Genomic DNA, 8,722 nt, shown 5'->3' on the forward strand with positions numbered 1-8,722 from the left:
CCGCTGCCGGTGACGTCACCGCGGCCGGACTGCGGAGCGCCGGGCATCCGCTGCTCGGCGCGGCCGTCGAGCTGGCCGGCGCCGACCGTACGGTGTTCGTCGGCAGCCTCTCGGTCGCCGCTCATCCGTGGCTGGCCGACCACGCGGTCCACGGCACCGTCCTCGTCCCGGGTGCCGCGCTGGTGGAGCTGGCGCTGCGGGCAGGGGACGAGGTCGGGTGCGGCCGTGTGGAGGAGTTGACGCTCCAGGCGCCGCTGGTGTTGCCGGCGAGCGGGGCCGTGCAGATCCAGGTTGCGGTGGGCGAGGCGGACGACGCCGGGCGCCGTACCGTCGAGATCCACTCCCGCGCCGAGCAGGACGCGGCCGGGACGACCTGGTCCTGCCACGCCCTCGGCGCACTCACCGCGCCCCAGGCGCACCCCGCACCCGCCGCGCTGCCCGACCTCTGGCCGCCGCAGGACGCCCAGGCGCTCGACGTGGACGGCTTCTACGCCGACCTGGCGGACCGCGGTTACGCCTATGGGCCCGCCTTTCAGGGCCTGCGCCGCGCGTGGCGGCGCGGCGACGACGTGTTCGCCGAGGTCGCCCTGCCGGACACGGCACTGGACACCGCGGACTCCTTCGGGCTGCACCCGGCCCTGCTCGACGCCGCCTTGCAGTCCATGAACTTCACCTCCACGGACGCGGGTTCGGGCACGCGGTTGCCGTTCGCGTGGGCGGATGTGGCGCTGCACGCGGTGGGTGCGGTGGCGGTGCGGGTGCGGGTTGCGCCGGACGGGCGTGGGGGTGTGGCGGTGGAGTTGTTCGACGAGGTGGGGTTGCCGGTGGCGTCGGTGGGTTCGTTGGCGTTGCGTGAGGTAAGTCGGGAGCAGTTGGCGGCGGCGTCGGCGGGGGGTGAGGACGCGCTGTTCGGGGTGGAGTGGGTGCCGGTGGTGGGCGGGGCCGAGGCGGGTCCGGTCGCGGTGGTGGGTGCGGGTGGGTCGTACGCCGATGTGGACGCGTTGCTCGCGTCGGGCGATGACGTACCCGGGACCGTGGTGTGGGAGTGCGGCCCGGCCGATGACGGCGCCGTTCCGGAGGCCGTACGGTCGCGGCTGGCCGAGGTGCTGGGTGTGGTGCGGCGGTGGGTGGGCGAGGAGCGGCTCGCCGGGTCGCGGTTGGTGGTGGTGACTCGGGGCGCCGTGTCCGTGTCCGCCGGCGAGTTGGTGGAGGTGGGGTCTGCGCCGGTGTGGGGTCTGGTGCGGGTGGCACAGGCGGAGTACCCGGGGCGGTTCGTGCTGGCGGATCTGCCGGTGGGTGCGGGCCTTGACGTACTGACGGCTGGACTGGTGGCGGATGAGCCGCAGTTGGCGGTCCGGGATGGCGTGGTGCGGGTGCCGCGTCTGACACGGGCGGAGGTTCCGGCGTCGGAGGGCCCGGCATTCGGGGACGGCCCGGTGTTGGTGACTGGGGCGTCGGGTGCGTTGGGCTCCGTAGTTGCCCGGCATCTGGTGGTGGCGCACGGCGTCCGTGAGTTGGTGTTGCTGAGCCGTCGCGGCCTGGCAGCGGCTGGCATGGCGGAGTTGAGCCGTGAGTTGAGCGATCAGGGTGCTGCGGTGGAGGTGGTGGCGTGTGACGCGGCGGACCGGGATGCGCTGGCCGAGGCCCTGCGGGATCGCCGCCTCACCGGTGTGGTGCACGTCGCGGGCGTACTGGACGACGGTGTGCTGGACGCGTTGGACGAGTCCCGGTTCGATACGGTCCTGCGCCCGAAGGTGGACGCGGCCTGGAATCTGCATGAGCTGACCCGGGACATGGACCTGTCGGCGTTCGTGCTGTTCTCGTCGGCCGCTGGTGTGTTCGGCAACGCCGGTCAGGCCAACTACGCGTCGGCGAACGTCTTCCTGGACGCCCTCGCCCAGACCCGCCGTGCTGAGGGTCTTCCGGGGTTGTCCCTGGCCTGGGGCCTGTGGGCCGGGGCGGAGAGTGCGATGACCGCCGGGCTGGGTGCGGCGGACCAGAAACGTATCGCGCGGCTTGGTGCGGAGGCGCTGAGCGAGGCGGAGGGGCTGGCTCTGCTGGACCGGGCGCTAGGTGCGGGCGGCGGCGCGGGGACGGACGGCCTGCTCGTCCCCGTACGCCTCAACCTCCCCGCCCTGCGCGGGCGGCCGGAGGAGACACCCGCGTTGCTGCGCGCGCTGGTGCCTGCCAGGGTGCGGCGGCATGCCGCGGCCGGGGCGGCGCGGGAGGGCGGTCCGGGGCTGGCCGAGCAGCTGGCGGGGATGAACGAGGGCCGCCGGGCGGCGCATCTGCTGGCGCTGGTGCGTACGGAGGTCGCCGCGGTGCTGGGCCACCGGTCGGCGGCGACGGTGGAACCGGAACGCGCCTTCAAGGACCTCGGGTTCGACTCGCTCACGGCGGTGGAGCTGCGCAACCGGCTGCACGGCGCGTCCGGGTTGAAGCTGGCCGCCACCGTCGTCTTCGACCACCCGACGTCCGCGGACTTGGCGCGCCACCTGCGGACGCAGATCCCGGACCTGCCGGCGGCCGGACCGGAGTGGCTGCTCGGTGAACTCGACCGGATCGAGCAGGCGTTGGCCGATGTCGACCCGAACGACGAGCAGAGCGCCGGTATCCAGCAGCGCCTGGCCGCGCTGGCCGCCCGCTTCGAGGCCGCTGCCCGGCCGGCGGAGGCCGAGGAGGTCGCCGACCAGATCGACGCGGCGACGGACGACGAGATCTTCGCGTTCATCGACAACGAACTCGGCTGAGCCCCGCCCGGCGCCGTACCCCTACACCCGGTATGGCGCCGACCCCCGTCCCCGCCCCCGCCCCACGTACGCCGATCGTCTCCGACGACGACTCGAATGGTGACTGACTGATGTCCAACGAGCAGAAGCTGCGCGACTACCTCAAGCGGGTCACGACCGACCTGGCCGACGCCCGGCGCCGGCTCGGCCAGGCCGAGGCCGCCCGGCACGAGCCCGTCGCGATCGTCGGCATGGCCTGCCGCTACCCGGGCGGGGTCGGGTCGCCGGAGGACCTGTGGCAACTGGTCGCCGAGGGCCGCGACGCGATCGGCGACATGCCGGCGGACCGCGGCTGGGACATCGACGCGCTCTACGACCCCGACCCGTCGAGCACCGGCACCACGTACTCCCGCGAGGGCGGATTCCTGCGGGAGGCGGCCGAGTTCGACCCGGCGTTCTTCACCATCCCACCGCGTGAGGCGCTCGCGATGGACCCGCAGCAGAGGCTGCTGCTGGAAGCGTCGTGGGAGGCGTTCGAGCGGGCGGGCATCGACCCGGCCACCCTGCGCGGCAGCCGGACCGGGGTCTTCGCCGGGGTGATGTACCACGACTACGGCGGCCGCTTCGGCACCGGCCCGGGCGCGCTGCCCAAGGGCGTCGAGGGGTACGTTGGCAACGGCAGCGCGGGCAGCATCGCCACGGGCCGGATCGCCTACACCTTCGGGCTCGAGGGCCCGGCGGTGACCGTGGACACCGCCTGCTCGTCCTCGCTGGTCGCGCTGCACCTGGCGATCCAGGCGCTGCGGCAGGGCGAGTGCGCGCTCGCCCTCGCGGGCGGCGTCACCGTGATGTCCACGCCGGACACCTTCGTCGAGTTCAGCCGCCAGCGCGGGCTGGCCCCGGACGGCCGCTGCAAGGCGTTCGGTGCGGGTGCGGACGGCACGGGGTGGGCCGAGGGCGTGGGGATGCTGCTGGTGGAGCGGCTGTCGGACGCCCAGCGGCTGGGCCATCCGGTGCTCGCCGTGGTGCGGGGCAGCGCGGTCAACCAGGACGGCGCGTCGAACGGCCTGACCGCGCCCAACGGCCCCTCCCAGGAACGGGTGATCCGCCAGGCGCTGGCCGCCGCGCAGCTGACCCCCGCACAGGTGGACGTGGTGGAGGGCCACGGCACCGGTACGACGCTGGGCGACCCCATCGAGGTGCAGGCGCTCCAGGCGACGTACGGGCAGAGCCGGACCCCCGAACGGCCCCTGTGGCTCGGGTCGTTGAAGTCGAACATCGGGCACGCGCAGGCCGCGGCGGGGGTCGGCGGGATCATCAAGATGGTGATGGCGCTGCGCGCCGACGTGCTGCCCCGCACGCTGCACGCGGCCGAGCCGTCACACCAGGTCGACTGGTCGGCGGGCACCGTGCGGCTGCTGAACCAGGCACGCCCGTGGCCCGAGACCCGGGAGCCGCGCCGTGCGGCGGTGTCATCGTTCGGGGTCAGCGGCACCAACGCGCACGTGATCATCGAGCAGGCACCGGAGCAGCAGGACGAGGCTGTGGCAGACACGACGCCGGTCGGCCCCGCTGCCCAAACGTCGGCCGTCGCACCGGCGTTGCTGCCCTGGCCGCTGTCCGCCGGCAGCGCCGAGGCCCTACGGGCCCAGGCGGCCCGGTTGCACGCCCACCTCCTCGCCCACCCCGACCACACGGCCGCCGACATCGCCCACGCGCTCGGCACCACGCGCGCCGCGCTCACCCACCGCTTCGTCGCACTCGGCGCCGACCGCGCCGAACTCCTCGCCGCGGTGGCCCGGTTCGCCGAGACCGGCGCCGTATCGGGCGAATCCGGCGCCGTATCGAGTGAGTCCGGCGGTGTACCGGGCGAGTCCGGCGCCATACCGGGTGAGACGGGCACCACCGCCTCCGCCGACGGTACGGCCCTCGGCGTCACAGGCACGGCCGCACCCGGCGCGACCGCCTTCCTCTTCTCCGGCCAGGGCTCGCAGTGGGCCGGCATGGGCCGCGAACTCCACCGCCGCTACCCGCGGTTCCGGCAGGCCCTCGACGAGGTGTGCGCCGCACTCGACCCGCTGCTCGAACAGCCGCTGTACGGCGCCCTGTTCGCCGAGCCCGGCACGCCCGCGGCCGCCGCGCTCGACGCCACCGGCCGCACCCAACCCGCCGTCTTCGCCCTGGAGATCGCCCTCTTCCGGCTGGTGGAGTCCTGGGGCATACGGCCCGACCTGCTCGCCGGGCACTCCGTCGGCGAGATCGCCGCCGCCCATGTCGCCGGGGTCCTCTCCCTGGCGGACGCGTGCGCCCTGGTCGCCGCGCGCGGCCGGCTCATGCAGCAGCTCCCCGCCGGGGGCGCCATGGTGGCCGTCGAAGCCGACGCCGACGAGGTGCGTCCGCTGCTCGCCGGACACGAGCACGAGGCCGGCCTCGCCGCCGTCAACGCGCCCGGATCGGTCGTCGTATCCGGTGCGGAACCGGCGGTACGCACGATCGCCGACGCGCTCGCGGCCCGCGGCCGCCGCACCAAGCAGCTCAAGGTCAGCCACGCCTTCCACTCGCCGCTGATGGAGCCGATGACGGCGGAGTTCCGGACCGTCGTGGCGGGCCTGGACTTCCACGAGCCGAGCCTGCCGATCGTGTCGACCGTCACCGGCACCACCGATCCGGAGCAGATGCGGACCGCCGAGTACTGGGTCGAGCACGTACGCGCCACCGTCCGCTTCGCCGACGCGGTCGCGGAACTGCACGCGCAGGGCGTGCGCAGGTTCGTGGAGGTGGGCCCGTCGGCCGCGCTCCTGCCCATGGTCGAGCGGACCGTGGACGCGCAGGACGCGCAGGACGCACTCGACGTGCCGGGCACGGTGGACGCACCGGGCACCCCGGACCCGGCCGACCGGGCGGACAGGAGCGGCGCCGCGGACCCGGGCGGCCCGGCCGTCGTCGTCTCCGTGCTCCGCCGGGCCGCACCGGAGGAGCGCGCCCTGCTCACCGCCGTGTCCCGGCTCCACGCGGCCGGCACGCCCGTCGACTGGGCGGCCGTGCTCGACGGGCTCGGCGCGCGGCGCGTCGACCTGCCCACGTACGCCTTCCAGCGGCAGCGGTACTGGCTCGACGCCCCCGCCGGCACCGGTGACATGACCGCCGCAGGTCTCGGCGCGGCCCACCACCCGCTGCTCGGTGCGTCCGTCGCCCTCGCGGAAGGCGACGGCGTCCTCCTCACCGGCCGGCTCTCCGTAGCGGCCCAGCCGTGGCTGGCGGACCACGCCGTCGGCGGCGTGACGCTGGCGCCGGGCACCGCGCTGGTGGAACTGGCGCTGCGCGCGGGCGACGAGGTCGGCTGCACCCGCGTCGACGACCTCACCCTCGAAGCACCGCTGCTCCTGCCCACGGGTACGGCGGACACCGCAGCCGGGCAGCACCACGCCCAGCTCCAGGTGCAGGTCACCGTCGGCGCACCCGACGAGCGCGGGGCGCGCCCGGTCCACATCTACTCCCGGCCGCAGCCCGACGGGCACCCCGGGCAGGGGCAGAGCGCCGACAGCGCCTGGACCCGCCACGCCACCGGCCTGCTCACCGCGGGGACCCCCGCCCCGGCCCCGTCCGACGAACTCACCGCCTGGCCGCCGCCCGCCGCCGAACCGGTGAACCTCGACGGCTTCTACGACGTCCTCGCCGACCGCGGCTACGCCTACGGGCCCGCCTTCCGCGGTCTGCTGCGCGCCTGGCGCCGCGGCGACGACCTCTTCGCCGAGGTCGCCGTGCCCGACCAACAGGGCTCCGCCGTCGGTGAGTTCGGCCTCCACCCGGCCCTGCTCGACGCGGCCCTCCACCCGATCGGCCTGACCTCCCTCGCCGCCGACGGTGCCACCCGGCTGCCGTTCGCCTGGTCCGGCGTCTCCCTCCACGCCGTCGGTGCCACCGCGCTCCGCGTCCGCCTCGCCCCGACCGGGCCCGACAGCTTCTCCGTCACCGCCGCCGACCCGACGGGCGCCCCGGTGGCCGAGGTCGAGTCCCTGCACGTACGGGAGATGTCGCGGGACCAGCTCGTCGCGGCGATGGGGGCCGCGGTGTCGGCGGGGGGCGACGACGCGCTGTTCGGGGTGGAGTGGGTGCCGGTGGTGGGTGGGGGTGAGGTGGGTCCGTTCGTGGTGGTGGGTGCGGGTGGGTTGTACGCCGATGTGGACGCATTGCTGGCGTCGGGTGATGACGTGCCGGGGACGGTGGTGTGGGAGTGCGGTCCGGTGGGTGGTGGCGCGGTGCCGGGGGTGGTGCGGTCGCGGTTGGCTGAGGTGTTGGGTGTGGTGCGGCGGTGGGTGGGTGAGGAGCGGCTCGCCGGGTCGCGGTTGGTGGTGGTGACGCGGGGGGCTGTGTCGGCGTCCGCGGGGGAGTTGGTGGAGGTGGGGTCTGCGCCGGTGTGGGGTTTGGTGCGGGTGGCGCAGGCGGAGTATCCGGGGCGGTTTGTGCTGGCGGATCTGCCGGTGGGTGTGGGCGTTGACGTACTGACGGCTGGACTGGTGGCGGATGAGCCGCAGTTGGCGGTCCGGGATGGCGTTATCCGCGTGCCCCGTCTCGCACGGGCGCGGGTGGCGGAGGAGGAGGGCGGTCGGGCGTTCGGTGACGGTCCGGTGTTGGTGACGGGGGCGTCGGGTGCGTTGGGCACCGTGGTGGCGCGGCATCTGGCGGCGGCGCAGGGCGTACGGGAGTTGGTGTTGCTGAGTCGTCGCGGCCTGGCAGCCGAAGGTATGCCGGAGTTGAGCCGTGAGTTGAGCGATCAGGGTGCCGTGGTGGAGGTGGTGGCGTGTGATGCGGCGGACCGGGATGCGCTGGCCGAGGTCCTACGGGACCGCCGCCTCACCGGTGTGGTGCACGTGGCGGGCGTACTGGACGACGGTGTACTGGACTCACTCGACGACGCGCGCTTTGACACGGTGCTGCGTCCGAAGGTGGACGCGGCCTGGAATCTGCATGAGTTGACCCGGGGCATGGAGCTGTCGGCGTTCGTGCTGTTCTCCTCCGCTGCGGGTGTGTTCGGCAACGCCGGTCAGGCGAACTACGCGTCCGCGAACACCTTCCTGGACGCCCTCGCCCAGGCACGGCGTGCCGAGGGCCTACCGGGGTTGTCCCTCGCGTGGGGTTTGTGGGCCGGGGCGGAGAGTGCGATGACTGCCGGGCTGGGTGTGGCGGACCAGAAACGTATCGCGCGGCTTGGTGCGGAGGCGCTGAGTGAGGCGGAAGGGCTGGCGCTGCTGGACCGGGCGCTGGCAGCGGGCGGCAGCGCGGAGAGGGAGAGCCTGCTCGTCCCCGTACGCCTCAGCCGGGCGGCGCTGCGGGCCCAGGCGCAGGCGGGGACGTTGCCCGCGCTGCTCCGGGCGTTGGTGCCGGCGACCGTACGGCGGCAGGCCGCGACACGGCCCGCGCCGGGCACGAACGGAGCCGGTGGCGGACTGGCCGAGCACCTGGCCGGCCGGTCACCGGCCGAACGCACCGCACACGTCCAGGACCTGGTGCGCCGCGAGGTCGCCGCGGTCCTCGGCCACAGCACCCCGGACGCGGTACGGGCCACCCAGTCCTTCAAGGAGCTGGGCTTCGACTCGCTGACCGCGGTGGAACTCCGCAACCGTCTGACCGCCGCGACCGGCCTGCGGCTGCCCGCCACTCTCATCTTCGACCACCCGACCTCGGCCGCCCTGGCCGCCCACCTGCTGGCCGACCTCGTCGGCGTGGACGCGGAGCCGGCCGCGCGTGCCGCCCGCACCGTCGTCATGGCGCACGACGAGCCGATCGCGATTGTGGGCATGGGCTGCCGTTTCCCCGGGGGTGTCGACTCTCCCGAGGACCTGTGGGACCTGGTGCTGGCCGGGGGCGACGCCGTCTCCGGTTTCCCGGGGGACCGGGGCTGGGATGTGGAGGCGCTGTTCCACCCGGACCCGGACCACGCGGGGACGACGTACTCCCGCGAAGGTGGGTTCCTGGATGCGGTGGCGGAGTTC

General features: G+C 74.5%; 2 protein-coding genes. Both read left to right on the forward strand.

Annotated elements, in window-relative coordinates:
* Window positions 1-2,750: type I polyketide synthase (locus WA788_RS34775; RefSeq protein ID WP_335984371.1), on the forward strand; the 2,750-nt coding region annotated here is incomplete at its 5' end.
* Between the two features lie 128 nt (window positions 2,751-2,878).
* Window positions 2,879-8,722, forward strand: a 5,844-nt coding sequence (locus WA788_RS34780; protein ID WP_443034144.1) for an SDR family NAD(P)-dependent oxidoreductase, incomplete at its 3' end; no start/stop codon positions are given.

Source organism: Streptomyces sp. CA2R106 (assembly GCF_037034245.1).
In the GTDB taxonomy this organism is placed as follows: domain Bacteria; phylum Actinomycetota; class Actinomycetes; order Streptomycetales; family Streptomycetaceae; genus Actinacidiphila.